Source organism: Xanthomonas sp. WHRI 8393 (genome assembly GCF_040203315.1).
Classification (GTDB): domain Bacteria; phylum Pseudomonadota; class Gammaproteobacteria; order Xanthomonadales; family Xanthomonadaceae; genus Xanthomonas; species Xanthomonas arboricola.
Genome location: NZ_JBEGGL010000008.1, coordinates 41028 through 66954 on the forward strand (window position 1 = coordinate 41028; position 25927 = coordinate 66954).

The 25927-nt window shown below is 67.2% G+C and carries 20 protein-coding genes; 6 read left to right on the plus strand and 14 right to left on the minus strand.

The features are described from left to right. Positions 1-190: 190 nt before the first annotated feature. Positions 191-817 (plus strand): transcriptional regulator TagK, encoded by a 627-nt coding sequence (gene tagK / locus ABQ137_RS19250; RefSeq protein WP_184519933.1) that lies wholly within the window; start codon positions 191-193, stop codon positions 815-817. Positions 818-971: 154 nt separating this feature from the next. On the opposite strand, the gene ABQ137_RS19255 is transcribed toward tagK, so the two are convergent. The 4 genes from ABQ137_RS19255 to ABQ137_RS19270 all read right to left on the minus strand — a co-directional run bounded on the left by ABQ137_RS19255 (position 972) and on the right by ABQ137_RS19270 (position 6431). After that, positions 972-1418, minus strand: coding sequence for a universal stress protein (locus ABQ137_RS19255; protein WP_016902734.1), 447 nt, complete (start codon positions 1416-1418; stop codon positions 972-974). Between the two features lie 375 nt (positions 1419-1793). After that, complete coding sequence (locus ABQ137_RS19260; protein WP_184519931.1) at positions 1794-2432, minus strand: hypothetical protein; 639 nt, start codon at positions 2430-2432, stop codon at positions 1794-1796. A 114-nt stretch (positions 2433-2546) separates the two neighbouring features. Then, the gene (gene uvrD, locus ABQ137_RS19265) at positions 2547-4733 is read right to left on the minus strand and encodes a DNA helicase II (RefSeq protein ID WP_184519928.1); all 2187 of its coding nucleotides are present in this window, start codon (positions 4731-4733) and stop codon (positions 2547-2549) included. Between the two features lie 306 nt (positions 4734-5039). Then, on the minus strand, positions 5040-6431 hold the full coding sequence (locus tag ABQ137_RS19270) for an FAD/NAD(P)-binding protein (RefSeq protein WP_349783384.1): 1392 nt from the start codon (positions 6429-6431) through the stop codon (positions 5040-5042). A gap of 166 nt (positions 6432-6597) precedes the next feature. Here ABQ137_RS19270 and ABQ137_RS19275 point away from each other — a divergent pair, with 166 nt between their 5' ends. Further along, positions 6598-6984 carry a VOC family protein gene (locus tag ABQ137_RS19275; RefSeq protein ID WP_046345067.1) on the plus strand — a complete coding sequence of 129 codons (387 nt, stop codon included), beginning with the start codon at positions 6598-6600 and terminating at the stop codon, positions 6982-6984. A gap of 10 nt (positions 6985-6994) precedes the next feature. Here the strand turns inward: ABQ137_RS19275 and cls are convergent, their stop codons facing one another. Both cls and ABQ137_RS19285 read right to left on the minus strand, forming a co-directional pair. After that, positions 6995-8413, minus strand: coding sequence for a cardiolipin synthase (gene cls, locus ABQ137_RS19280; protein WP_024937554.1), 1419 nt, complete (start codon positions 8411-8413; stop codon positions 6995-6997). A 13-nt stretch (positions 8414-8426) separates the two neighbouring features. Continuing rightward, on the minus strand, positions 8427-9737 hold the full coding sequence (locus ABQ137_RS19285) for a LysR family transcriptional regulator (RefSeq protein ID WP_349783385.1): 1311 nt from the start codon (positions 9735-9737) through the stop codon (positions 8427-8429). A gap of 101 nt (positions 9738-9838) precedes the next feature. Here ABQ137_RS19285 and ABQ137_RS19290 point away from each other — a divergent pair, with 101 nt between their 5' ends. The 3 genes from ABQ137_RS19290 to ABQ137_RS19300 all read left to right on the plus strand — a co-directional run bounded on the left by ABQ137_RS19290 (position 9839) and on the right by ABQ137_RS19300 (position 12815). Continuing rightward, a complete protein-coding gene (locus ABQ137_RS19290; protein WP_349783386.1) occupies positions 9839-10510 on the plus strand; it encodes a 4-carboxy-4-hydroxy-2-oxoadipate aldolase/oxaloacetate decarboxylase in 672 nt (223 codons plus the stop codon). Beyond that, positions 10503-11558, plus strand: a complete 1056-nt coding sequence (locus ABQ137_RS19295) for a 4-oxalomesaconate tautomerase (protein ID WP_349783387.1) — start codon at positions 10503-10505, stop codon at positions 11556-11558. The genes ABQ137_RS19290 and ABQ137_RS19295 overlap by 8 nt, the downstream gene beginning before the upstream one ends. Before the next feature lie 234 nt (positions 11559-11792). After that, on the plus strand, positions 11793-12815 hold the full coding sequence (locus tag ABQ137_RS19300; protein ID WP_349783388.1) for an amidohydrolase family protein: 1023 nt from the start codon (positions 11793-11795) through the stop codon (positions 12813-12815). Positions 12816-13157: 342 nt separating this feature from the next. Here ABQ137_RS19300 and rpmG read toward each other — a convergent pair whose 3' ends face one another. The 8 genes from rpmG to rsmG all read right to left on the minus strand — a co-directional run bounded on the left by rpmG (position 13158) and on the right by rsmG (position 23832). Then, entirely contained in the window at positions 13158-13325 is a 168-nt protein-coding gene (rpmG, locus tag ABQ137_RS19305; protein ID WP_002809462.1) for a 50S ribosomal protein L33, read from the minus strand. A gap of 13 nt (positions 13326-13338) precedes the next feature. Further along, positions 13339-13575 (minus strand): 50S ribosomal protein L28, encoded by a 237-nt coding sequence (rpmB, locus tag ABQ137_RS19310; RefSeq protein ID WP_002809459.1) that lies wholly within the window; start codon positions 13573-13575, stop codon positions 13339-13341. Positions 13576-13777: 202 nt separating this feature from the next. Continuing rightward, a complete protein-coding gene (locus ABQ137_RS19315; protein WP_349783389.1) occupies positions 13778-16957 on the minus strand; it encodes an efflux RND transporter permease subunit in 3180 nt (1059 codons plus the stop codon). A gap of 323 nt (positions 16958-17280) precedes the next feature. Then, entirely contained in the window at positions 17281-18543 is a 1263-nt protein-coding gene (locus ABQ137_RS19320; protein WP_184519913.1) for an efflux RND transporter periplasmic adaptor subunit, read from the minus strand. Positions 18544-18761: 218 nt separating this feature from the next. Continuing rightward, on the minus strand, positions 18762-20033 hold the full coding sequence (locus tag ABQ137_RS19325; RefSeq protein ID WP_184519910.1) for a TolC family protein: 1272 nt from the start codon (positions 20031-20033) through the stop codon (positions 18762-18764). Between the two features lie 55 nt (positions 20034-20088). Then, entirely contained in the window at positions 20089-20472 is a 384-nt protein-coding gene (locus ABQ137_RS19330) for a hypothetical protein (RefSeq protein ID WP_016902720.1), read from the minus strand. A gap of 758 nt (positions 20473-21230) precedes the next feature. After that, entirely contained in the window at positions 21231-23051 is a 1821-nt protein-coding gene (locus ABQ137_RS19335) for a DUF885 domain-containing protein (protein ID WP_184519906.1), read from the minus strand. Positions 23052-23190: 139 nt separating this feature from the next. Continuing rightward, complete coding sequence (gene rsmG / locus ABQ137_RS19340; RefSeq protein ID WP_016901826.1) at positions 23191-23832, minus strand: 16S rRNA (guanine(527)-N(7))-methyltransferase RsmG; 642 nt, start codon at positions 23830-23832, stop codon at positions 23191-23193. A gap of 348 nt (positions 23833-24180) precedes the next feature. On the opposite strand from rsmG, the gene ABQ137_RS19345 reads away from it, so the two are divergent. Continuing rightward, entirely contained in the window at positions 24181-25809 is a 1629-nt protein-coding gene (locus ABQ137_RS19345) for an alkaline phosphatase D family protein (RefSeq protein WP_184616085.1), read from the plus strand. The last annotated feature ends 118 nt before the right edge of the window (positions 25810-25927 follow it).

Genomic DNA, 25927 nt, shown 5'->3' on the forward strand with positions numbered 1-25927 from the left:
CGGCCGTTGCCAGCCCCGATCTCGATGCGATGCCATTGGCTCCGCATCAGCCACCACACCGACGCGTAGGCCGGGCCAGGCGCTTCCAGTATCGCGGTGCAGCGAGGAAAGGACCGGACGATCGATCTGGACTGCGGTCGATCGCACCAATGCGTGACGCAGCACCGGGTTCACGACAGGCAATGATGGGTTGGCGCCGCTTTTCTCGGTTGACCAGATGACAGGCCCCGGGGAGTGGGCCGCAGGCAGCACCCGCATGCGCAACACCAACTATTACGGCGCCATCGTCCCGCAGGCATCGGTGCAGGCGCATGCGCCGCTGATGAGCGGTCTGCTGGCCTACATCGAGCAGCACATCGGCGAGGCCGAGCTCGGTACCGAGTCCCTGCAGCAGGCGTTCGGGCTGTCGCGTGCGTCGTTGTACCGGCTGTTCCAGTCGCGCGGGGGCGTGGCCAGCTATATCCGCGAGCAGCGCCTGTACGCCGCGTACCGTTACCTGCAGGCCTACCCGGAGTGCAGCCTGACCTGGCTGCTATATGAGATGGGCTTTGCGTCGGAGCGACAGTTCCAACGCTGTTTCCAGCAGCGTTTCGGCATGCCGCCGATGCACTGGCGCCGCCAGTGCCGCGCCGCACCGCCGACGCATGCGCCACGCCGCGGACACTACATTCCGGTGGGGCGCTTCCTGCGTGAGCTCAACCAGCACGTACGCCGGGATGACGCGCCGGTGCGTGCCGGCCTGCCACCGGTGCGCCCCGCTCCCTTGCATACCGACGCGTTACGGCGTCTTGCACAGCCGGCACCAATGGAAAACTGACCTCCAATCCGCAATCCGCGTAGGAGCGCGCCTGAGCGCGATGAGGCTTTACCGATAACGCCCCGTCGCGCTCAGGCGCGCTCCTACGAGAGATTGTGCGACTTGGAACGTAGGACGCTTTGCATCTGCTCTGGCGCAGCAAAATATCCGGCGATCAGCGGATCACCAGCACCGGGATCGAACTGTGCGTCAGCACCTCCACCGTCTGGCTGCCAAGCAGCATGCGGCGCATGCCACGGCGGCCGTGCGAGGTCATGATGATCAGATCGCTGTTGCACTCCTTGGCGGTCTGCACGATGCCTTCGGCGGCGAAGCGGTCCAGCACGTGACGCGACGTGGCCTTGATATTGGCCGCGGCCGCCAGCTCCAGCGCCGGGCGCAGGATCTTCTCTGCGGCAGCTTCGCGTTCCTTGCGGTACTCCGGACTTGCCTCGTAGCCCACGCTCCAGCCCATCGCGTCGTACATGCCCATTGCCCACGGCTCGGACACGGTGACGATATCCACCTTGGCACCGGTGGCCTTGGCCAATTCCAGGCCTTGGAACAAACCGCGATGCGACAACTCGGACGCATCGATGGCGATCAGGATACGTTTGTACATGGTGACCTCCGAAGTGACTGGCAGCATCGCCGGTGATGGCAGCCTGACAGGGTCCAGCGACGCAGCCATTGATGTGGATCAATCCAGCTGCGGCGGTCGCACAGTTGCTCAAGCAAGGTTGTAGAGCTCGCCCGATGCATTTTCTGCGCATCCTGCCGTCTGTTGCTCTGCGTTCGATTCGATCGCAGGGTGTCACGGATGATGCTGTGAATGCATCGGGCAGCGCACAACGGCACGCTCGTAGTGACGGTTACATGTCCAATTTACGACCGCAATGCGTAGATGCAACGCGCTCGTCTGCTATCGGATGCGTTGCACGTGTACGCATGACATGAAAACTTTCGCTGGCCGCTGGTATTGCCAGCTCGGCAGCCTCTAGCAGGACTGGCTGAAATTTACGAATGCTCCAGTGTGATCATCATAGAAAATGTATAGCTGCGCAGTGTCGTGACGGAGGCTGCCAATATCGATCTGCCCTACAAACACCAACGGCCGTCCTTCAACGATAGGCCAATCAGGGCCTTGCAGCCATTTCGGCGCCGATTTCAAGAAACGAAAATCCTGCGCGATCTTGTCTTTTAAAATTCTCACTAGTTCCTTTCCCTTGCTATCGCCCTGACCTTCGATAGCAAGGGAGAAGTACCAGGATGGAAGATCAAGCCATTTGGGCTGAACTTTCAGTGTCAACTCGAGTAACTCGCCATATTTTTCACTACAGACATGCGCAACCTCGTGTTTCTTCAAGAAGCTGCAAAGTAGTTTTTGAACATTGTAGACAGAGCCGATCCGGCTGTAGTCCTGGCTGATCAGATGCGTGTAGAGATCAGCTTCCTGGATGTAGGCAGGAAGTTGAACTTCATTCTTTAGAAGACGTTCGAAGGACGCATCTGACTGAATCTTCCGTTCAAACTCCTCTGCAGAAATCGAGGCTTCTACAAAAGCTTTTATCGTCGCTTCCACCATCATTGCTTCGCTCCATCCTGTGGAAATTCGCACATCGCCACTGCCAGCCACGACGTATCCTCATCCGGCGCTGCGCGCCACCTTCTCCCAATGGGAGAAGGGAAAGCCTCGTTGTCCAATCAGCAGCGGCCACCACAGTGCGTCTCCCCGTAGCAGAAGAAACGCCTACACCACCGTCAGATTGGCGTACGCCATCACCAGCCACTTGGCGCCGTCGTCATCGAATTGCACCTGCACACGCGCGTGCGCACCGGCCCCCTCGTAGTCCACGACAACGCCGCCGCCGAACTTGGGGTGTTGGACATTGGCACCGAGCTTGATCGGTGCGGCTTCGACCACGCCATGCACCGGTCCGCCGCGGGCCGCGCCCAGCGAGGCGGTGCGCGAGACCTGCACTTTCGGGCGCACTTCGTGCAGCAGTTCGCGTGGAATCTCGCGCAGAAAGCGCGAGGGCACGTTGTAGTTGTCCTGGCCGTGGATGCGCCGCGATTCGGCGTAACACAGCACCAGCTTCTGGCGCGCGCGGGTGATGCCTACGTAGGCCAGGCGGCGCTCTTCTTCCAGCCGGCCGCTTTCTTCCAGCGAACGCGCGCTCGGGAACAGGCCGTCTTCCAGGCCGACCAGGAACACGATGGGGAATTCCAGGCCCTTGGCCGAATGCAGCGTCATCAGCTGCACGCCTTCTTCGCCAGCCTGGGCCTGGCCTTCGCCGGCTTCCAGCGAGGCGTAGGCCAGGAAGGCCACCAGCTCGGTCATGCCCTGGCTGTCTTCATCGTCCGGGCGGGTGAAGCGCGAGGCCACCGACACCAGTTCGTCCAGGTTCTCGGTACGCGATTCCGAATCCAGCCCGCTGCGGCTTTCCTTGGCCCAATGCTCGCGCAGGCCCGAGCGCATCAGCACATGGTCGATGCGTTCGGCCAGTTCCATGTCGCCGGTTTCGGCATGCAGCTGCCCGACCAGGCTCAGGAACGTGGCCAGCGCGTTGCGGGCGCGGGCGGCCAGGGTGTTTTCCTGCGTGGACAGCATCGCCGCTTCCCACAGCGACAAGGCGTTGGCGCGTGCCAGGCGGCGCACTTCATCCAGCGTGCGATCGCCGATGCCGCGCGTGGGCGTATTGACCGCGCGCTCGAACGCGGCATCGTCGCTGCGGTTGGTGAGCAGACGCAGGTACGCCAGCGCATCCTTGATTTCGGCACGCTCGAAAAAGCGCATGCCGCCATACACGCGGTACGGCAGCTGCTCGGAAATCAGCGCTTCTTCCAGCGCGCGCGACTGCGCGTTGCTGCGATACAGCACCGCCACTTCGCCATAACTGCCGCCGTCGCGCACCCACTGCCGCGCGCGCTCGACCACATAGCGCGCCTCGTCGACCTCGTTGTAGGCCGCATACAGGTCGATCGGATCGCCGTCGCCGGAATCGGTCCACAGCTGCTTGCCGATACGGTCCGGGTTATGCGCGATGACCGCATTGGCCGCGCCCAGGATATTGGCGCTGGAGCGGTAGTTCTGCTCCAGCCGCACGGTCTGCGCGCCGGGGAAATCCTTCAGGAAGCGCTGGACGTTCTCGACCTTGGCGCCGCGCCAGCCGTAGATGGCCTGGTCGTCGTCGCCGACCACGAACACGTGGCCGGTCTCGCCGGCCAGCACGCGCACGAAGGCGTACTGGATGGCGTTGGTGTCCTGGAATTCGTCGACCAGGATCTCGCGGAAGCGCGCACGGTAATGCGCCAGCAAGGCCGGGGTGTCGCGCAGCAGTTCGTGCGCGCGCAGCAGCAACTCGGCGAAATCGAGCAGGCCGGAGCGGTCGCAACGTTCCTGGTAGGCGGCGTAGACCTGCCGGCGTACCTCGGTCCAGTCGTCGTTGGGCTCGGGCTGGATATGCTGCGGACGGCGGCCTTCGTCCTTCTGCTCGTTGATCCACCAACTCATCTGCTTGGGCGGATACTTGCCCTCGTCCAGCTCCAGCGCCTGCACCACGCGCTTGACCAGCCGCAGCTGGTCGTCGCTGTCCATGACCTGGAAGCCTTCCGGCAGCCGCGCATCCTGCCAGTGCAGGCGCAACAACCGGTGCGCCAGCCCATGGAAGGTGCCGATCCACATCCCGCGGCTGCCGTTGCGCAGCTGCAGGTCGGTGCGGTGGCGCATTTCCCCGGCGGCCTTGTTGGTGAAGGTCACCGCAAAGATGCCGTGGTTGGGCACGCCCTGGACTTCGTTGAGCCAGGCAATGCGATGGATCAGCACGCGCGTCTTGCCGGAGCCGGCGCCGGCCAGCACGAGGTAATGCCCCGGCGGCGCGGAAACGGCCTCGCGCTGGGCGGGGTTTAAATGATCGAGCAAATGAGAGACATCCACCGCCGTATTTTACCGGTTGTGACGTCGCTGCGGCTGAGATTGCGATGAAGCGGTTGGGAATGCGGGGTTTCGCACGCACCCTCATCCGCCCCTGCGGGGCACCTTCTCCCGGTGGGACAAGGGAGTAAGCCCCTCTCCCAGCGGCAGAGGGGTTGGAGTGAGGGTACGGGGCGAAGCAGTCGGTGCATCACTTCCGAAGGCGCGTGGCGACGCGTTTGTCACTGCAGGCACGGGTAGATGTCTGAGGCGCCCTCCTCCGGCGCTACGCGCCGCCTTCTCCCGGCGGCAGAAGGGAACAATGGCCCCTCACCGCCCCAGCAATGCCAACACATCCGGCGCAATCGCCGCAGCCTGCCCACGCAGCTCCGGCACTGCCAGGCTCTCCCACAACGACCCGATCCGCAGGCTGCCGATCACCCGCAACCGCGGATTGGCGCGCCCCTCGGCGTCGATCAGACAGCCATCGGCAGCGGTATCCACCCCGATCCCATGCGGCCCGGCCACCGCAATGCCCTGCCCCAGCAGCTGCTGCAGCAGCGGGTTGCGCATCGCCTGCACGCGCATTTCCACGCCGGTGGCGTTGACCAGCGTCTGCACATCCAGCTGCAAGGCATGCCCGGCACTGGCGCCGGCACTGAGCCGCACGCAGGCGCCGGCCTGGAACGCTACATCCAGCCGCGCGCGATGCAGCTGCAACTGTCCGCGCGCGCGCATCGCCTGCAGTTGCGCATGCACCGGCGCGGCGATGCGGTGACGATGCACATCCCAATAGCGCACCACGTGGCGCAGGAAGCGGCGTTGGTCGGCAGCCGACAGCGTTTGCCACAGGGCCTGACTCAGCGGGCGCACACGCTCCATCACGCTCTGCCAGGGCAGGCCTTGCGCCATCGCTACCCGCGCGTGCTGCCGCAAGCTACGCATCCGTGCACGCAGCGACAGCGCCAGCAACGGCTGCGGATCGAAGTCGGCCGCAACGCAGTGCGCCTGCGGCAACGGCAGCAGCCCATGCCGCGACACCACGTGCACCGCCCCGCGATGCGCCTGCGCGGCCAGCGTCACCACCGTGTCGGCCATGCTCAGTCCCGAGCCGACGATGCACACCGCCGCGTCCTGCGGCAACGCGGCGACCGCCTCGGTATCCCAGGCTTCCACCCGCTGGGTTGCCGACAGGCCGGTGGCGCCACGCAACGGCAACGGGCGCAGCGCGTTACCAACCGCAAGCACCACGGCGGCGGCCTGCAGCGTGTGCCCGTCGTCCAGATGCAACAGCGCACCGTCTGCGTTGGGCTGCAAGGTCTGTACGCGTGCGGTACGCACGATCAGGGCGGCAGCGCTGGTTGCACGCGCGGCCTGCAGACGATCGTGCAGATACGGGGCGTAATGCCTGCGCCCGACACACTGCTGCCGCAGCTGCGTATCGTCCAGCTCCGGGCAACATGCGTGCGTACGCAGATAGTCGACAAAATCCTGCGGTGCATCCACCAGCGCACTCATGCGTGCGGCCGGCACATTGAGCAGGTGTTCGGGACGCGTGGTGGAATACGCCACCCCCTCGCCCAGCAACGGATGCGGCTCGATCAACACGATCCGTCGCGGCGCGGCGGCCTGACGCAACAGCTGCAGCGCCACCAGCACACCGGATGCGCCACCGCCGACGATGGCGATCGTTGCATCGCCGGAATCACGCACTGGGTTCATTGCGGCATTGTAGGCGATGGCTGCGCCGGACCCCCGATCGCCGTGTCCTGGCTGCGCAGGCGCCTCGCCGGCCGGCCCCGGGCTTGCCAAGTTTCCGCGCGCCCGGCATCACAAGCGCTTACGATTGGCTGCGCACGCTCGGCAAAGGCCCTGGGAGGCCCACAGCATGTCTGTTGCATTGGTCAGGCTCATCATCTATGTCCACGATGTCGCGGCAATCAAGGCCTTTTACCAGGCCCATTTCTCACTCCCCGTCCGCGAAGAGATCGCCGATCAGTGGGTCGTCCTGGCCGCAGGGCAGATCGAGCTGGCGCTGCACCTGGTCGGCGACAGGTACCGCCAGTTGCCGGCATCGGATCCGCCACGAGCGGTGGCCGGCTCCACCACGAAGCTGGTTTTTGCCATCACCTCGGACCTGGCGGCCCACCGCGAGCAATTACGCAGCGCAGGCGTACCGGTGGGCGAGCTCAAACGCTACGCCGGCTTTGCGTACCAGATGTACGACGGCCGCGACCCGGAGGGCAACGTCTTCCAGGTGATGCGCCTGGACTGACGTAAGGCCGCTACATCAATGCATCGGCCAGCCGCGCAATGCCCTCGCGACTGCGGCGCCAGGCCGGGCGCGTGCGCCACTGCTCCAGCTCCAGCTGACGTGCGTTGGCCAGGTAATCCTGCTCGATCGCACGCAGCCGCTGCACCACGCCCTGGTCGTAGCAGAGCATGCCGATCTCGGCATTGAGCGCGAACGAGCGGATGTCCAGGTTGATCGAGCCGACCAGTGCGATGTCCTCGTCCATGCTCAGGTGCTTGGCATGCAGGAAGTGCGGGCGATACAGCGCGATCTTGACCCCGCAGCGCAGCAGCTCCTCGAAATACGCCTCCTGCGCCCAGGCCGCCAGGATCTGGTTGTTGCTCTCCGACAGGATCAGCTGCACATCCACGCCAGACACCGCGGCAATGCGCAAGGCACTGAGCAAGGCTTCGTCGGGGACGAAATACGGTGTCACCAGCACCACCTTGCGCCGCGCCAGATGGATCACCGCGTTGATCGCATCGCGCGCATTCTCGAACGGATACGCCGGCCCGCTGGGCAGCAGCTGCGTGGCGATGTTGGCCTCGCACACCGGTGCGTCCGGCCATACGTCCAGGCGCTGCCCGGTTTCGGTGAACCAGTCGCTGGCGAACACCGCTTCCAGATGATTGACCACCGGCCCGCGCACGCGCGCCACCAGCTCGCGGTTGGGCACCCCGTCGATGAACCCGGCCTCGGCCAGGTTCTGCGAACCGACAAAGCCCACCTGGTTGTCGATCACCGCAATCTTGCGGTGGTTGCGCAGATCCATGCGCCCGCTGCGGCGCCAGCGTAGGCCACCGGGCAACACCGCCAGCACCTCCACCCCGCCAGCCTGCAGCTGCTTGCGGTAATGGCGCAGACCGCGCTTGGCGCCCACCGCATCCAGCAGCACGCGGCAGCGCACGCCGCGCGCACCGGCACGCAGCAGCGCGGCGACCACCGCATCGCCCACCGCATCGTCGAACATCAGGTAATACAGCAGATGCACGCGCTTTTCCGCCATGTCGATCGCGGTGATCAAGGCCTGCAGCGACTGCGTGTAGTCGTCCAGCAAGTCCACCGCATTGCCCAGCGTGGGCATGAAATCGCCCTGGCGTTCGATCAGCGGTACCACCTCGGCGCTGCTGGTGTCCGCCTGCGGGGTCCAGCGCAAGGCATGCAGCGGCAGTTGCTGCTCGCGGATCACCTGCGAGGCAGTGGCCTGGCGTTCCACCCGCACCCGCGATAGCCACGGATGCCCGAACAGCAGATACAGCGGCAGGCCGACCACCGGCACGAAGCCGATCAGCAGCAACCAGCTGCGTGCCGCGCCCGGCGTGGTGCGGGCCGGAATCCACAACAGCGCGGCCAGGCGAATCGCCCAGTCCAGTGCCAACAGCCAGGTCCCTTGCAACCAGTCAGGCAGCATCAGCGATCCGTTCTCAAGAAGGCTCCGATTCTGACCGCCCGGTGCGTGAACGCAACGGGGCGGGCGCGTCGATCGGCGCGCAATAGCGAAACGGCCCGCCCTGCGCATCGGCCGGCTGCACGCGCTCGGCACAGACCTGCCGCAGCGTCTGCACGAATGCCGACTGCGCGCGGGTGGGATGCCAGTCGCTGCGCAGCGTCATGCCGATCTGGCGGCGCAGCTGCGGCCCGGCGCGGCCGATCTCGCACAACAAGCCGGCGCGGCGCTCGAACAGGAACTGGTCGCGCGACATCAGCGTGAGCCAGTCGCCTTCCAGCAACAGCCCCCGGATGGTCAGCTCCGCGCCGCATTCGATGCGCAGCGCCGGCGGCTCGACGCCCTGATCGCGAAACATGCACTCCCAGCGTGCGCGCACCGGCGTGCCGGTGGTGGCGATCACCCAGGGGTACTCCAGCAACTGCGCGAACACGTAGGCGCGCCCGGCCAGCGGGTGCCCGCTGCGCGCCACGATCACCGGCTCGTCGTCGAACAACGGCTCCTGCAGCACATCGCGCACCGGCAACGGCTCGCGCAGCGCACCGATCAGCAAGTCCAGCCCGCCCTCGCGCAGATGCGCCAGCAATTCGTCATACGGGCCTTCGACCACGTTGACGCTGGCACCGGGATGCGCGCGCACAAACCGCGCCAGTACCTGCGGCAGCAGGATCGCCCGCGCCAGCGGCATCACTCCCAGTGCGATCCGGCCGGCGTGCTGCGAGCGCAACGCGCTCACTTCGTCCAGGCCGGCACGCAATTCGGCCAGCGCCAGGCGCACCTGCCGCAGCAGCCGCGTGGCCACCGGCGTGGCCTGCATGGTCTTGCCGCGGCGCACCGTCAGCGGCACCTCGATCACATCGGCCAGCGACTGCACCGCGCGGTAGATGGCCGGTTGCGAGACCCCGGCGCGCGCCGCCGCCAGCGAATAACTCCCGGCCACATCCACCGCGACCAGCGCCTGCAGTTGCCCCAGCGAGACCCGTCGCTCCAGGCCGGGCCGGGCCGGCAACCGCAACGCCCGCCGCGCCACCCGGGTGCCGCGACCCAGTTGCTCCAACGCCCGCGCGACGCGCGGCACCAGCAACTGCGTGGCCTCGGTGGCGACCATGCCGCCCGGATGCCGCTCGAACAGGCGCACGCCGAGCTGCTGTTCCAGCCGCGCCACCGCCTGGGTCAATGCCGGTTGCGACAGATTCACCTGCGGCGCGGCCGCGCTGATGCTGCCCAGCCGGTGCACCACCACCAGGGCGTAAAGATGGCGAAGGTTCGGCTCGGGAGTCGGCGGCATGCTCTAACTATAAGCAAAACCAATATGCATACCTCAAATGAATCTTGAGCCAGCAGGCGCTCGCCGCACAGACTCGGTGCACGCCTAACGAGGATGGATGGATGAGCCAGGTCGTCACCCGGATCGCGCGCACCCCGTTGGCCGTCGTCGACGGGCTTGCGCAGGCCGGCGTAGCCACCGTGCACGAGGCGCAGGGGCGCAGCGGCCTGCTGCACCATCGCCTGCGCCCGATCTATGCCGGCTGCCGCATCGCCGGCACCGCCGTCACCGTGTCGATCCCGCCCGGCGACAACTGGATGATGCATGTGGCCATCGAGCAACTGCATCCCGGCGATGTGCTGGTGGTCGCCCCGACCAGCGCCTGCTGCGATGGCTATTTCGGCGACCTGCTCGCCACCTCGGCGCAGGCGCGCGGCTGCCGCGGGCTGATCATCGATGCCGGGGTACGCGATGTGCGCGACCTCACGGCGATGCAGTTCCCGGCCTGGAGCCGCGCCATCTGCGCGCAGGGCACCATCAAGGAGACGCTGGGCTCGGTCAACGTGCCGCTGGTCTGCGCCGATGCGCTGGTGCAGCCGGGCGATGTGGTGGTGGCCGACGACGACGGCGTGTGCGTGGTGCCGCGCGCCAGCGCCGACGCGGTGCTGGCCGAAGCGCAGGCACGCGAAGCGCGCGAACTGCGCAAACGCGAGCGCCTGGCACGCGGCGAACTGGGCCTGGACATCTACGCGATGCGCGAGCGGCTGGCGGCCAAGGGCCTGCGCTATGTCTGAGCACGTCCGCGCGATGTGGATGCGCGGCGGCACCTCCAAGGGCGGCTTTTTCCTGGCCGACGAGTTGCCGAGCAAACGCGCCGCACGCGATGCCTTCCTGCTGCGCGCCTACGGCTCGCCGGATGTCCGCCAGATCGACGGCATGGGCGGCGCCGACCCGCTGACCTCCAAGGTCGCGATCGTGTCGCGCTCGGCACGCGCCGATGCCGACGTGGACTATCTGTTCCTGCAGGTGTCGGTGGACCAGGCACAGGTCAGCGACGCGCAGAACTGCGGCAACATGCTGGCCGGCGTTGCGCCGTTCGCACTGGAACGTGGCCTGCTGCCGGCACGCGATGGCGAAACCGAGGTGCGCATCTTCATGCGCAACACCGGCACGCTGGCCACCGCCAGCGTGCAGACGCCCGGTGGCCAGGTACGCTACGACGGCGACGCCCGCATCGACGGCGTGCCCGGCACCGCTGCGCCGATTGCGCTGGCATTTGCCGACATCGCCGGCTCCTCGTGTGGCGCCTTGCTGCCGACCGGCAACAGGGTCGACACCTTGGAGGGCGTGGAGGTCACGCTGATCGACAACGGCATGCCCTGTGTGGTGCTGCGCGCCAGCGATCTGGGCATCAGCGGTTACGAAGACCGCAACACTCTCGATGCAGATGCGGCACTGAAAACCCGCCTGGAATCGCTTCGTTTGCGGGCCGGCCCGTTGATGCAGCTAGGCGATGTTGCCGACGCCACCGTGCCCAAGATGATGCTGGTCGCCGCACCGCGCCATGGCGGCGCGATCAGCGTGCGCTCGTTCATTCCGCACCGCTGCCACGCCTCGGTCGGCGTGCTCGGCGCCGTCACCGTGGCCACTGCCTGCCTGCTGCCCGGCTCGCCCGCGCATGCTCTGGCGCAGCTGCCTGGCGGCACCACCCAGCAGCTGGAGGTCGAGCATCCCAGCGGCGCGAGCAGTTGCGTGATCACGGTCGATTCGCACGGCGAGGTGGTGCGCACCGCCGTGCTGCGCACTGCACGCAAGCTGTTCGATGGGCAGTTGTATGGCTGAGCGGATGGATGCGCCACCACGCTGGATCGATCGCCATCGGCCATGCCCGGCCCACGACCTGCGCCTGCCGCGCGGCGTGGCCGATACTGCGTGCCGCAGCGACGTGCGCGTGAGCATCCATGCGTAAGTCGCAACCTATGTGGGCACCTGCAGGTTCCGGGCACCGGGTGGGTCCGCCTTCCGCGTACGTGGTCGTTTGCTCACCGATCCCGCCACCTCAACAAGACCCTTGCCATGATCATCGACTGCCACGGCCACTACACCACCGCGCCCGCAGCGCACGATGCCTTCCGCAAGGCGCAGATCGCGCAGTACGACGACCCGAGCCTGCCCGCGCCGGTGTATCCGTCCATCTCCGACGACGCATTGCGCGAAAGCATCGAACAGCACCAGCTGCGCCTGTTGCGCGAGCGCGGTGCCGACATGACGATCTTTTCGCCACGCGCCAGCACCATGGCGCACCACATCGGCAACGAAGCGGTCAGCCAGGTGTGGACGCGTCACTGCAACGACCTGATCGCGCGCGTGGTGCAGCTGTATCCGCAGACCTTCATCGGCGTGTGTCAGTTGCCGCAGTCGCCGGGCGTGCCGATCGCCCAGTCGATCGCCGAGCTGGAACGTTGCGTCACCGAACTCGGATTTGTCGGCTGCAATCTCAATCCCGACCCATCCGGCGGCCACTGGAACGGCATGCCATTGACCGATCGCGCCTGGTATCCGTTCTTCGAAAAGATGGTCGAGCTCGACGTGCCGGCGATGGTGCATGTGTCGGGCAGCTGCAACGCCAACTTCCACGCCACCGGCGCGCATTATCTCAATGCCGATACCGCCGCGTTCATGCAGTTTCTCCAAGGCGATCTGTTCGCTGATTTCCCGGACTTGCGCTTCATCATCCCGCACGGCGGCGGCGCGGTGCCGTATCACTGGGGTCGCTTTCGCGGCCTGGCCGACATGCTCGGCAAGCCGCCGCTGTCCACGCATGTGATGCGCAATGTGTTCTTCGACACCTGCGTGTATCACCAGCCCGGCATTGATCTGCTGTTCGAGGTCATCGACATCGACAACATCCTGTTCGGCTCGGAGATGGTCGGTGCGGTGCGCGGCATCGACCCGCAGACCGGCCAGTATTTCGACGACACCAAGCGCTACATCGATGCCTTGGCGATTTCCGACGCCGACAAGCGCAAGGTATTCGAAGGCAATGCGCGACGGGTGTATCCACGCCTGGATGCGCAATTGCGTGCGCGCGGGCTGTAACTCTTTCTTACCTGCCGGAGAAGGTGCCCCGCCGGGGCGGATGAGTGGCGCCTCGCAGAGCGGTCACCGTCTGCGATGTCAAACGCGTCGCCACGCGCCTTCAGAAGTGAAACGCCGGCTGCTTCGCCTCGAACTGCCAACGACTAACGGTGCGTGCAATCGGAAAAACGACGTCTCGCTTGCAAGTGGCTTCGCCCCGTACCCTCACCCCAACCCCTCTCCCAAAGGGAAGGGGGAGTGCACGCCGACCATTGTTGCGATTACCCCCAGCAACACTCCCCAAACGCAAACACCCGCCTTGCGGCGGGTGTTTGGCTGGATGCAGATCGGGTAATCGGTGGATTACTTGATCTTGCCTTCCTTGTACATCACGTGCTTACGCACGACCGGGTCGTATTTCATCATTTCCATCTTCCCCGGAGTGTTCTTCTTGTTCTTGTCCGTGGTGTAGAAGTGGCCGGTAGCGGCCGAGGAAATCATACGAATCTTGTCACGCTTGCCTTTTGCCATGACTGCTTACTCCTCAGACCTTTTCGCCGCGCGCACGCAGCTCTTTCAGAACGGCATCAATCCCGTTCTTGTCGATGGTGCGCAATGCATGCGCGGAGACACGGAGCTTCACCCAACGGTTCTCGCTGGCGACCCAGAAGCGGCGCTCATGCAGGTTGGGCAGGAAGCGACGACGGGTTCTGTTGTTTGCGTGGGAGACGTTGTTACCCGTCTGCACACGCTTGCCGGACACTTGGCATACGCGGGACATTACGCACCTCGATAAATGAATTGCCACCCATAGCCTGGGGAGCGGCGGCCCCGACAGCGTCAAGCTGCCACGCAACGTTGGGAATCAAGTACTTACGCTGGGAACAAGCCGGCAACCCCATCGCGCTGGGTGCCGCCATCCGGAGCGATCCGGGCACAGCGAGCCGCGCATTATGCACGGCTTTCCTATGTGCCGCAAGCACTTAGCCCGCACTCCCCGCCCGCTCGCGGTGCAGCCAGCGATACAGCACCGGCAGCACCAGCAGGGTCAGCAAGGTCGACGAAACAATACCGCCGATCACCACCGTGGCCAGCGGGCGCTGCACCTCGGCTCCGGCGCCGACATTGAAGGCCATCGGCACAAAGCCCAATGCGGCCACCAACGCCGTCATCAACACCGGGCGCAGGCGGCTCAATGCGCCTTCGCGCAGCGCCTGCTCCAGCGACATGCCCCCGGCCCGCAGGCTGCGCACGAAGGCGATCATCACCAGGCCGTTGAGCACCGCCACCCCCGACAGCGCGATAAAGCCGACACCGGCGGAGATCGACAACGCCAGGCCGCGCAGCGCCAGCGCCACCACGCCGCCGGTCAGCGCCAGCGGCACGCCGCTGAACACCACCAGCGCGTCGCGCAGCGAACCGAACGACCAGTACAGCAGCGCGAAGATCAGCAGCAAGGTGCCCGGCACCACCCAGGCCAGGCGCTGGCCGGCGGAGATCAGTTGCTCGAAGGTGCCGCCGTAGCCGATCCAGTAGCCGGTGGGCAGCACGACCTCGGCCTGCACACGCTGCTGCACCTCGGCGACGAACCCGCCCAGGTCGCGGTCGCGCACATTGGCGGTGATCACGATGCGGCGCTTGCCGTCTTCGCGATTGATCTGGTTCGGGCCGAGGACGGTTTCAATCCTGGCAACCTCACGCAACGGCACCGTGGTCGGTTCGCCACTGCGCCAGCCGGCCGCGCGGCTGGACTCGTCGACATCGGCGCGCTCGCCATCGCCACGCAGCGGGATCGGCAGATCGGCCAACGCCGTCGGGTCCTGCCGCAGGCCTTCGGGCAGGCGCACCACGATGTCGAACCGGCGGTCGCCTTCGAACAACTGCCCGGCCGCCTGCCCACCCACCGCCGCCGACACCGTGTCCTGCACCACGCCGGGATTGAGCCCGTACCCGGCCAGTGCGGCGCGATCGGGCACCACCGCCAGCATCGGCAGGCCGGTGGCCTGCTCCAGACTCACGTCGGCCGCACCCGGCACCGTGCTGGCGGCTTCCTGCACGCGCTGCCCCAGCTTGACCAGCGTGTCCAGGTCATCGCCGTAGACCTTGATCGCCACATCCGCACGCACGCCGGAAATCAGCTCGTTCATGCGCATCTGGATCGGCTGGGTGAACTCGTAGTTGTTGCCGGGCAGCTGCTTCACCGCTTCCTCGATCTCGGCCACCAACTGCGCCTTGGGTTTGCGCGGGTCCGGCCACCGCGCGCGCGGATGCATGATCAGGAACGTATCGGCCACCGACGGCGGCATCGGATCGGTCGCCACTTCAGCAGTCCCGAGCTTGCCGAACACATGCGCCACCTCCGGAAACTGCTTGATGCGTTTTTCCAGCGTGGACTGCATGGTGATGGCCTGCTCCAGGCTGGTGCCGGGAATGCGCAAGGCGTGCAGCGCGATGTCGCCTTCGTCCAGGTTCGGGATGAACTCGCTGCCCAGGCGCGTGGCCAACACCGCGCACAGCGCCACCGCCACCACCGCACCGACACCGACCCAACGGCCGTGATGCAGCGCGCGATCCAGCAAGGGCGCATACACGCCGCGCGCCCAGCGCATCGCGCGGTTTTCGTGCTCGGCCACCTTGCCGCCGAGCAACAAGGCGATCGCTGCGGGGACAAAAGTGAGCGACAGCAACATCGCACCGGTCAGCGCCAGCACCACGGTGATCGCCATCGGATGGAACATCTTGCCTTCGATGCCGGTGAGTGCGAACACCGGCAGATACACCGCCGTGATGATGCCCAGGCCGAACAGGCTGGGCCGGATCACCTCTGCCGTGGCTTCGGCAGTCAGTTCGAAACGCTCGTCGCGCTCGAGCACCCGACCCAGGCGCAATTGCGCCTGCCCGAAGCGGCGCAGGCAGTTCTCCACGATGATCACCGCGCCATCGACGATCAAACCGAAATCCAGCGCACCCAGACTCATCAGGTTGCCGGACACGCCACCGCGCACCATGCCGGTGAGGGTGAACAACATCGCCAGCGGAATCACCGCCGCGGTGATCAGGGCCGCACGCACATTGCCCAGCAGCAGGAACAGCACCACGATCACCAGCAACGCGCCTTCGATCAGGTTCTTGGCGACGGTGACGATGGTGCGGTCCACCAGCGCGGTGCGGTCGTAGACCGGCACCGCCTGCACGCCGGCCGGCAAACTGGCATTGGCCACTTCCAGCCGCTGCGCGGCGGCCTGCGCCACGGTGCGGCTATTGGCGCCGACCAGCATGAACACCGTGCCGAGCACCACTTCGGTGCCGTCCTGGGTGGCCGCACCGGTACGCAACTCGCGTCCCTCGCCGACCTGCGCCACATCGCGCACCCGGATGGGCACGCCTTGGCGCCGATCCAGCACGATCGCCCCGATCTGCGCGATATCGTCCACCTGCCCCGGCACCCGCACCAGGAACTGCTGGCCGTTGCGTTCGATATAGCCGGCGCCGATGTTGCGGTTGTTCGCCTCCACCGCGCGCGCCACATCGTCCAGCGTGAAACCCAGGGCGACCAGGCGTGCCGGATCCGGGGTGATGTGGATCTGCCGCGCGTAGCCGCCGATGGTATTGACCTCGGTGACGCCGGGCACATTGCGCAACTGCGGGCGCACCACCCAGTCCTGCAGGGTGCGCAGGTCGGTGGCCGTCCACGCACTGCCATCGGGCTTGCGCGCATTCGGTTTGGCTTCGACCGTGTACATGAAGATCTCGCCAAGCCCGGTCGCGATCGGCCCCAGCTGTGGCTCCAACTCGGCCGGCAATTGCGACTTGACCTGCTGCAGCCGCTCGGCCACCTGTTGCCGCGCAAAATACAGGTCCGTGCCATCGGCAAAGACCGCCGTCACTTGCGACAAGCCGTAGCGCGACAACGAGCGCGTGGATTCCAGCCCCGGCAAGCCCGCCAGCACCGTCTCCAGCGGAAACGTCACCCGCTGCTCCGACTCCAACGGCGAGTACCCCGGCGCGGCCGTATTGACCTGCACCTGCACATTGGTGATGTCCGGCGTGGCATCGATCGGCAGGCGCGAAAAACTCCACGCCCCGATCGCAATCAACACCGCCGTCAACGCCAGCATCAACCACCGCTGCGCGATCGCGAACCGAATGATGTTAGTGAGCATGACGCGCACCTCCGCGCACGCTCGGCGCAACGGCGTGCGCAGCCACGTCGATCAGTGCGTGCGTACGCACGCACGACGCCTGTGCAATCGCAGCGTGCTGCCGTCGGCCGGCGGCACTGCAACCAGGATCCCGACCCTCGCCGCTATCGCGATCGACCCCAACACGTCGAACCTTTGCAGTACAGATTCTCACGCTGTTGCAGGCATGATCGCCTGCGCAGTGAGTGCGTGGACGACGTAAAAAACGTTTCACCGAATAATGGACGAGCCGGTCGCAAGCACGCGCTTGCGGTCGAGGCAGACGCAAACCGGAAGCGCAGCGGTCAATGATCATGCGACGCCCCCGACTTCTCGATATCGGCCTTCACCAGATAACTCTGCTCCACCACCACCGCGTCACCCGCGGTCAGACCCGACACCACCTGCACCTGCTGCGCATCGCGCGCGCCCAACTTCACCGGCCGCACCTCGTACACATCCCCCACCCGCACGAACACCACCTCCCAGTCGCGAAACTGCTGCAGGGCCCCCACCGGCACTACCATTGCCGCCGGCTGCTGCGCCACCGTCACCCGCGCCTTCACCGCCGAGCCCGGCCGCCACAAGCCGTCGTCGTTGCGCAACACCGCGCGCGCCACCGTGCTCTGACTTGCGGTGGCCGTGCCCGGCAACACGCGCTCCAATGTGGTCTGCGCCACCACGCCATCGCTGATGCGGGTCACCGTCACCGGTGCGCCGGCAGTGATGTGCCCGGCATCGGCACCGAAGATGTGCAGATCCACCCACAGGCTCGACAGGTCGGCAATCTCGAACAACGCCTGGCCTTCGCTGGCGTTGCTGCCCAGGCTGGCATTGCGGGCGAGCACGGTGCCGCTGATCGGCGCGCTGACCGAATACGTGGTCAGGCTCAGGTTGCTCTCCACCGTGGCCAGCACCTGGCCGGCACGCACCTGGTCGCCGACGTTGACGCGCAGGCTGCGCACCGGCCCGGGGAAGCGTGCGGTGGCCTGCGCCTGCGCACCTTCTGCCGGCGTCAGCAGGCCTTGCACTTCGTGCTGGTCGGCGATACTGCCGGGACCGACCGGCGCGACCCGGATGCCGGCGTCCTGCGCGATTTTCGCCGCGATGGTGGTGCGCCCTTCATAGCTGGGATAGGCCCAGCGATGCGACCTGCCCTGCACGGTGGCGCGTACTTCCACATCGAACGAATGCGGCTCGCCGACCGTGCTGTCTGCCAACAGGCTGCCATCGTCGCGTGCGCGCAATCGATGCACTTCGTTGATACCGCCAAGCCGGGTCAAACGCACTTCGACACTGCCGGCGCTGGGCGGCAAGGGTTTGCCGTCGCGGTACAGCCAGGCACGATACGTCGGTGGCGTGCCGTCTTCGGCAATCGCCAGCTCCACGCTGTCGCCGTCCTGTTCGAGCAGGCGCCCGCCGTGCGTGCCTTTTTCGGCTTCCTCGCCATGTGCGTCGGCGTCGCCCTCGGCACCGGGCGTTGTGTGGTCATGCGATTGTTCGCCGTTGCGGCCGCAGCCACCCAGCAGCAGCGCCAGCAACAGCGGCGCGAGCAGAAAACGTGTCATCGAAGAAAATCCTGGTTGGCGCCGACGCTGTGCGTCGGGCGAACGAACGAAGAAGGTGTGCGCCGGATGCCTTGGATGTGCAGTACGCGCGGTAGGCGCGCGCAGCGCTTGGCGACTGCTGGATGCCGATGCGGTTGCAAGCGCCGAGGCCGGTACCGACGCAGCAGATCCAGGCGGATGCAGGCAGGCAGGGCGAAAACGCGCAGCGGAGGTAGCGCTCATGGCCCCACCCGCGCAGTGCTGTCGGCCACGAACGGCTGCCCGGTCAGGCGCTGGATTTCGATCAATGCGGTCTGCGCTTCCAATGCGGCGGCCAGTTGCTGCTGGCGTGCATCGCTGCGCTGTGCCTGCAGCTGTGCCCAGTCCAGATAACTGGTGGCGCCGGCGCGGTACGCGCGCTCGGCGGCGGCATCGGCGCGCGCAAGTGCGGGCAGCACATCGCTGCGCATGCGCGCCACTTCCAGCTGCGCGGCGCGGTAGCGGCCATGCGCGTCGGCCAGTGTCGCGTAGAGCGCCAGTGCCTGCGATTGGCGTTCGATCTCCAGCAACGACAGCTCCGCTTCGGCGGCGCGGATCTCCGGTTGCGCACGCGCGGCGCTGCCCAGCGCCAGCGAAACGCTGCCCAGCAGTGCGGTGGCGTCGTTGGCTTCGAGCCGGCGCACGCCCACCTGCCAGTCCAGGTCCGGGTGCGCCTGGCTGCGTGCCAGGCGCACCCGCGCCTCGCGCACGCGCTGCTCACCGTTCAAGCGCGCCAGTTCGGGGGTGGCATCGAGCAGCTGCGCCAGCACCTCGAACTCGGGAACCGCCGGCAGCTGCAATGGGTCGCCGGTGACATCGCCGAAGTCCGGCGTGCGCTGCCCCCACAACACCGCCAGCTGGCGGCGCGCGGCCAGCAGTTCCTGCTGCGCGCGATCGCGCTCCAGTTCCGCGCGCGCCTGTAGGGCCTGGGCGGTCAGCAGCACCGATTCGGGCGATGCGCCGGCCTGCAGACGCTGGCGCGCGGCACTGACGGTGCGTTGGCGCTGGGCCAGGATTTCCAAGGCGGCCGCATGCCGTTGCGCGGCCATGCCGATGGCCAGATAGCGCCGGGCGACTTCGGCCAGCACGTCCAGCCGCGCCAGCGCCCGCTGCGGGGCGAGTGCGTCGATGCGTGCCTGGGCCAGGGTGCGGCGCGCGTCCAGCTTGCCGCCCCGTTCCAGCACGCCGGCCAGGGTGACGGTGAGTTCGGCTTGGTCCAGCGCGCGGGTCGGGCCGCTGCCGAACACGTTTTCCAGTTCGGCGCCGATGCGCAACGGCGGACGCAGCGCGTCGCGCTCGGCGTCGGCGGTGAGGACCGCGCGCTGACCATCGGCCAGGCGCAGGTCGGGGTGCTGCCGGGCAACGCGCGCGATGGCGTCGTCCAGGGTCAGCACGGGCTTGGGCGGTACGTCCTGCGCCATGGCGCACGGCACGACCGCGAAGACGGCAAGTGCCGTCAGTCGCAACCACATGAGGGTGTCTCCGGAATCGGGATCGATGGACAGGCCGGCAGCCGCCGGCGATGCATCAGGCCGCGATCGGGGGACGCAATCCGGTCTCGCTCAGGTGCGAGCGGTAGTACGCGAGCACGGCCACGGGCTGGGCCTGCGTGTGCGTGGACAACGGCAGCCAGGCCAGCGCCGGCAAGACGGCCGGATTCTGGCCGTGGCAGTAGCCGCTATGCATCAGGGCGTGCATCAGGCCGGCCCCATCGCGCTCGCCGGCATCGCCTTCGTCGGCGCCGTCATGGCCGTGCGGCGCGGTGTCTTCCAGATGCATCTGGTCGTGCGCCAGCGCATGCACATCGCCCAGCGCGCAGGCCACCGGTGCGACCAGTACGCCCATGGCCAGCACCGCCAGCGCCATCAGGCGCAGCAAGGGGTGCAACAGGCGGGCACGACGCAGCAGCATGGGCGCAGCCTATCGGGGCCAGGGCAGTTACACAATCGCATGCCTGCCGCGCAGCATCGTAGGAGCGGACCTGGCCGCGACGCCGTCCTGGTCAGCGCGATGGCACTCCGCCTACATGCTGGTTGGTCGCAGACAGCGCCCGGGAGGGCGAGAAGCTGCCGACGATTACCTGAAACTGGGATCGAGGCCAGGACGGGGCCGGGGTCGGGGACGGCGTCGCGGCCGGGTCCGCTCTTACGTGGAGCGGACCGTTTGGCCAGCGCCATCAGGCGCAACAGGCGGGTGCGACGCAGCAGCACGGGCGGTTGTGGAGCGGACCTGGCCGCGACGCCGTCCTGGTCAGCTCGATGGCACTCCGCCTACATGCTGGTTGATCGCAGACAGCGCCCGGGAGGGCGAGAAGCTGCCGACGATTACCTGGACCTGGGATCGAGGCCATGACGGCACCGGGGTCGGCGTCGGCGTCGCGGCCGGGTCCGCTCCTACGTGGAGCGGACCGTTTGGCCAGCGCCATCAGGCGCAACAGGCGGGCGCGACGCAGCAACACGGGCGGTCGTAGGAGCGGACCTGGCCGCGACGCCGTCCTGGTCAGCGCGATGGCACTCCGCCTACATGCTGGTTGATTGCAGACAGCGCCCGGGAGGGCGAGAAGCTGCCGACGATTACCTGGAACTGGGATCGAGGCCAGGACGGCACCGGGGCCGGGGACGGCGTCGCGGCCGGGTCCGCTCCTACGTGGAGCGGACCGGTGGCCAGGGTCAGGGCGCGGCGGCGCTGGGCTTGGACGTTGCCGGGCGCGCCTTGCTCTCGGCGATGAAGGCGCGCACCTGCTGCTCCAACACCGGCAAGGTGACCGAACCCTGCTTCAGCACCGCGTCGTGGAAGGCCTTGATGTCGAAGCGGTCGCCCAGTTCCTGTTCGGCCTCGGCACGCAGCTTGACGATGCTGATCTCGCCCAGCTTGTAGCTCAGCGCCTGGCCGGGCCAGGAGATGTAGCGGTCCACCTCGGTGGTGACCTCGTGCTCGCTCAGCGCGGTGCGCTCGCGCAGGTAGGCCAGCGCCTGTTCGCGGCTCCAGCCGTCGTGGTGCACGCCGGTGTCGATCACCAGCCGGCAGGCACGCCACATTTCGTAGGTGAGCCGGCCGAATTCCTCGTATGGGGTCTCGTAGATGCCCATCTCCTGGCCGAGCTTTTCGGTATACAGCGCCCAGCCTTCGCCGTAGGCGGAGATGTAGTTTTCGCGGCGGAACGCCGGCTGGTCGCCCTGCTCCAGCGCCAGCGAGCCCTGCAGCGAATGCCCGGGCGAGGACTCGTGCAGGGTCAGCGCCGGCAGGTTGTACAACGGCCGCGACGGCAGGTTGTAGGTGTTGACCCAGTAGGTGGTGGCGCCGCCGCGGCCGGCGGTCCAGAACGGGGCGATATCGTCCGGCACCGGCTTGATGGTGAAGCGCCCGCGCGGCAGCGTGCCGATGAACCTGCCGACCTGCCCGTCCACCCGCTTGGAAATCCACGCAGCGCGATCGAGCAGTTCCTGCGGAGTCTTGGCATAGAACTGCGGGTCGGTGCGCAGGAAGCTCAGGAACTGCGCGAAGCTGCCCTTGAAACCGACCTGTTTGATGATCGCGTCCATCTGCGCCTGGATGCGCGCCACCTCGTCCAGGCCGATCTTGTGGATCTGCTCCGGGGTCAGGTCCAGCGTGGTGTATTCGCGGATCTGCTGGCGATAGAACGCCTTGCCGTCGGGCAGCGCTTCGGCCGCCAGCGTGGTGCGCGCCTTGGGCATGTACTCGTCGCGGAAAAAGCTCAGCAGCTTGCTGTAGGCCGGCAGCACTGCATTGCTCAGCGCGGCCTTGGCCTGTTCGCGCAACTGCGCCTGTTCGGCGGCGGGGATCTGCGCCGGCAGCTGCTTGAACGGCGCGTAGAAGCTGGACGCGGTCGGGTCTTTGACATCGGCCACGGTGGCGATGGAAACGTCGCGGCCATCCAGCACCGCGCGCGGCACGCTGAACCCGCGCGCCAGGCCGGCGCGCATGTTGGCGGTCTGCTGCTCGAAGTAGCGCGGCACATCGTTGAGGCGCGCGATGTAGGCGCGGTACTCGGCAGCGGTCTTCATCGGCCGCTGCGCCATGAAGCCGAGGTTGGACCAGAACGAGCTGTCCGAATTGAACGGCATCTCGTACAGGCGCAGGCGCACCTCGGCGGCGAGGTTTTCCACCTGCGGGCGGTAGATGGCGTAGTTGACCTGGTTGGCGGGCGAGAGCTGTTTCGGGTCGATGCCGTCGAGCTGCTCGAGCACGCCGTCCCATACCGCCAGGCGCGCCTGCTGCGCGGCCGGGCCGACATCGGGTAGATGGGTGTTGTCGCCGGTGGTGTCGCTGTCTTCGTCGGCCTGGCCGGTCTCGGCCTGGCGCCAGTTCCACTCTTTTTCGTAGATGGCGCGGAAGCGCGCATCGGCGGGGCGCTCGGCGGTCAGCGTGGCGGGCGCCGCTGGTGCCGGTGCGGCGGCCTGCACCGAGGTGGCGGCGAAGCTTGCGCCCAGCAGGGCGAGCGAAAGAGCGGCGGCGAGAGGAGATGTCACGTGCGGGCGGCCTGCGTTCGGATCGAACGTTCGATCATGGCAGCCCGGGCCGCAGCTGCCATGGGCCGGAAGTCCCAGCGCGGGGATTGGGGGTTGGGGAGTGGGGAGTGAATGCGCGCGACCGGACAGGCCGGCCGCTTCAGCCTGCCTTGCGCACCACCACCAGATGCCGCTCGCCGTCCAGGCCCGGCACCTGCAGCGGATGCACCTCGCCCACCGTCCAGCCAGCGGGCAGTGCGGCGATCTCGTCGTGCGGGTAGACGCCCTTCATCGCCAGCAGGCTGCCGCCCGGGCGCAGCAGGTGGCCGCCGACGTCAATGATGCCGGCCAGCGTGTCCAGCGCCCGCGCGGTGAGATGGTCGTAGGCGGCCGGCTCGTCCAGCGCCTCGGCGCGCGACTCGGCCACGCGTGCGTTGCCCAGCGCCAGCTGGCGCAGCGCCTCGCGCATGAAGCGGGCCTTCTTGCCGTTGCTTTCCACCAAGGTCACCTGCAGCTGCGGGCGGGTGATTGCCAGCGGGATGCCGGGCAGGCCGGGGCCGGTGCCCAGATCGGCCAGCGTGCCGCTGGCGATGTAGGGCTGCATGGCCAGCGAATCGAGCAGATGGCGGGTGACCATCTCGCGCGGGTCGCGCACGGCGGTGAGGTTGTAGGTCTTGTTCCAACGCACCAGCAGCGTCAGATAGCGCAACAACGGCGCGGCGAAGGCCGCATCCAGGGATTGGGCCTGCAGGCCGTTGGCCAGCGCAGCGGCTACATCGGGGGGAAGTGCGGCATCGTTCATGCCGCGATTATCGCAGCTGGCTGGCGTGCAGGTGCGTGCCGCGCAGGTTGGCGATGCGTGGCGCGTGAGCGCGTGGGCCGCAAGCCGACGTACGTGAACTTGCCCAGCACAAGGTCCCGGCCTGCGGTGCCGCAATGCCTGCCACCCACCACAGCCGCCGCTGCACCGGCGTGCGGGCATCGCTGTGGGCAGGGTCACCCGCCGCGGTGGCACACCCGTATCCATGTCCACCATCCGCAGTCGATGACGCAGGCAAGCCTGCGCCGACAGCGACACCACTGCCGCTGCCATTGAACGGACATGCGCCCGTCGCACTATGGTCGCGTTCGCCAGATCGCCTGTATGCCCATGTCTTTGATCGACCCGTCTTCCGCATCGCCCCTGCCTGGCCCCGGCAACACAGCTGCCGCCGTGGATCACAGCCGGCGCCGTCTTCTCGTCGCCGGTGCCGGGCTGGCGGCCGCCGGGCTGCTCAGCCCGTTCGCACGTGCCAGCGGCAGCCCGGACCCGTTTACCCTGGGCGTGGCCGCGGGCGACCCGCTGGCCGACGGCTTTGTCATCTGGACCCGGCTGGCGCCACGCCCGCTGGAGCCGGATGGACGCGGCGGGCTGACCGCCCCGGTGCAGGTGCGCTGGCAGGTGGCCAGCGACCCGGGCATGCGCCACATCGTGCGCCAGGGTCAGACCGTCGCCAGCCCGGCCTGGGGCCATGCGGTACATGTGGAGGTCGCCGGCCTGGCCGCCGATCGCCCGTACTGGTACTGCTTCCAGGCGCTGGGCGCGCGTAGCGCCATCGGCAGCGCACGCACCTTGCCGGCGCCGCACCAGTTGCCGGATGCCGCACGGCTGGGCTTTGTGTCCTGCTCGCACTGGGAGCTGGGCTATTTCAGCGCCTACCGCCACCTGGCCGCCGAACAGCCGGACCTGGTGTTCTTCCTCGGCGATTACATCTACGAATACAGCAACCACGGCGAGGCAGCGAACAAGATCGTGCGCCCGCATGGCAGCGGCGAGTGCCTGGATCTGGCCGGCTACCGCAACCGCTATGCGCTGTACCGCACCGACCCCGACCTGCAGGCGCTGCACGCCAGCAGCGCCTGCGTGGCGACCTGGGACGACCACGAGGTGCAGAACGATTACGCCAACCGCTGGTCGCAGGACCCGTCGATTGCGGTCGACACCTTCCTGGCCCGGCGCGCGGCCGCCTACCGCGCCTTCTACGAACACTTCCCGCTGCGCGCACGCAATCGCCCGCATGGCGCCGACATGCGCATCTACCGCTCGCTGGACTACGGCCAGCTGGCGCGCTTCTATGTGCTCGACGGACGCCAGTACCGCAGCGAACAACCCTGCCCGCAGGCCAACGGCTGGCGCGGCGGACATGTGGTGGACGACAGTTGCCACGAACGCACCGACCCACGCCGCAGCATGCTCGGCTGGGAACAGGAGCACTGGCTGCATGGCGCCTTCGCACAGTCGGCCGCGCGCTGGAACGTGATCGCGCAGGATCTGCTGGTGGCACCGATGCAGCAGCACGGCCGCGACGGCGTGTTCGGACACTGGACCGACGGCTGGGACGGCTACCCGGCCACGCGCACGCGCATGCTCGATGCAATTACCAAGACCCGGCTGCGCAACCCGGTGTTCTGGGGCGGCGACATCCATTCGTACTGGGTCACCGATCTGAAGGCCGATCCGGCCAACCCCGACTCGCCGACGCTGGCCACCGAATTCGTCGGCACCTCGGTCACCTCCGACGGCCAGAGCAACGCCGAGCTGCAACAGACCATGGCGCTCAATCCACACGTGCACTACGCCGAAGGCGAAACCCGCGGCTATGTCTCGGTGACGCTGACGCCGGGCCGGATGGACACGCGCCTGCAAGGCATCTCCGACCGCCGCGACCGCGATGCCACCGTCTCGACGTTGAAGCGCTTTGTGGTCGAAGACGGCAAGGCCGGTGCGGTAGAGGCGTGAGCCTGCGCTGCGCTGCCGCGGGTGGTGGCGACCTCCTGCCTCACCATCCACCACAACTTGCCTTTGCCGATCTCCACGACTGTCGCAGCACGCGTGAACCGCCTTGCCACGACCTTGC